This is a genomic window from Psychrobacter sp. 1U2, assembly GCF_051847575.1.
On sequence record NZ_JBPYDC010000199.1, the window covers coordinates 1 to 1,449 of the forward strand.

The 1,449-nt window shown below is 43.6% G+C and carries 1 protein-coding gene and 1 pseudogene; both read right to left on the reverse strand.

Translation table 11 applies throughout. From position 1 onward, the window contains the following. Window positions 1–284, reverse strand: a pseudogene (locus ACS8FD_RS14440) (transketolase); the annotation flags it as partial. Between the two features lie 278 nt (window positions 285–562). After that, the coding region (serS, locus tag ACS8FD_RS14445) for a serine--tRNA ligase (RefSeq protein WP_439276366.1) at window positions 563–1,449 on the reverse strand (887 nt) is incomplete at its 5' end.

A 1,449-nucleotide genomic window follows, 5' to 3' on the forward strand; every position in this document is an offset into this window, starting at 1 on the left:
TGACGAAAGCCTTTTAAGTCGTCAACGCTAACATCATAACCTGATAAATGTAGTAACGAGTAAATAAGCATCGAGCCATGGCCGTTCGATAACACAAAGCGATCGCGGTTGTGCCATTGCGGGTCAGCAGGATTGTGCTTTAAAAATTTGCGCCACAGAACTTCAGCAATATCAGCCATACCCATCGGCGCGCCTGGGTGTCCAGAGTTGGCTTTTTGAACCGCATCAAATGAGAGTACACGGATGGCATTGGCTAATTTACGTTCGTTAATTGGGGTGGGCATAGAGTGTCCTAATATTCGAATGAGAAGTATGGAGGATAAGAGGAAAATCGATTGAACAATGAAATAAAAGCGCGATAAACGCTCTTGCTAATAAGGTATTTAATTAAGGTGCAATATTAACATATTTGCCATGAGCCAAGCCAAAGACGGCATCATAAAAACGTTCGTATTTAACTTATGGCTTATATTGGTTTTGTCAAACAACCTTTAACAATCGGCTAAAAGTAATAAATGACAAGTTATCATGCTAACTTGCCATTACTACAGTAAAACATTTATTAAGCTGATATAGTCTCAGCACCGCCCATAAACGGACGCAATACTTCTGGAATAGTGATACTACCATCCGCATTTTGATGATTTTCCATCACCGCAAGTAAGGTACGGCCGACTGCCAAACCTGAGCCATTTAACGTATGCGCAAGACTGGTCTGCTTGCCGTCTTTGACCCGCGTGCCCATACGGCGTGCTTGGAAATCACCGCAGTTAGAGCAACTTGAGATTTCACGATAGGTCTCTTGACTTGGTAACCATACTTCGATGTCATAAGTCTTTTGCGCGGCAAAGCCCATATCGCCAGTACACAATTTGACCGTGCGATATGGTAAGTTAAGCTGCTGCAAAACATACTCAGCTTGTCCCGTCATCGCCTCTAATAGCTCATCAGATTGCTCAGCTGAGGCAATATTGACCATCTCAACTTTCTCAAACTGATGTTGACGGATAAGACCACGAGTATCGCGGCCGTGTGAGCCGGCTTCACTACGAAAACAAGGCGTATGCGCGGTGAACTTAAGCGGTAGCTCTTTGATATCTAAACGCTCGCCGCGTACCAAGTTGGTCATCGGTACTTCCGCCGTTGGAATGAGATAAAAATCCATCTCATCATTATTGGTATGATTGGTCAATTTAAACAAATCATCTTCAAACTTTGGCAACTGACCGGTGCCAGTCAGGCTCTCAGAGTTGACAATATAAGGCACATACGTTTCTGTATAGCCGTACTTAATGGTATGCGTATTGAGCATAAATTGAATCAAGGCACGGTGAAGCTGTGCCAACTGACCTTTTAATACATTAAAGCGGCTACCAGTAAGCTTCGCTGCGGCTTCAAAATCAAGCATACTGAGCGTCTCACCAATGTGAGTATGGTCTTGAATCTCAA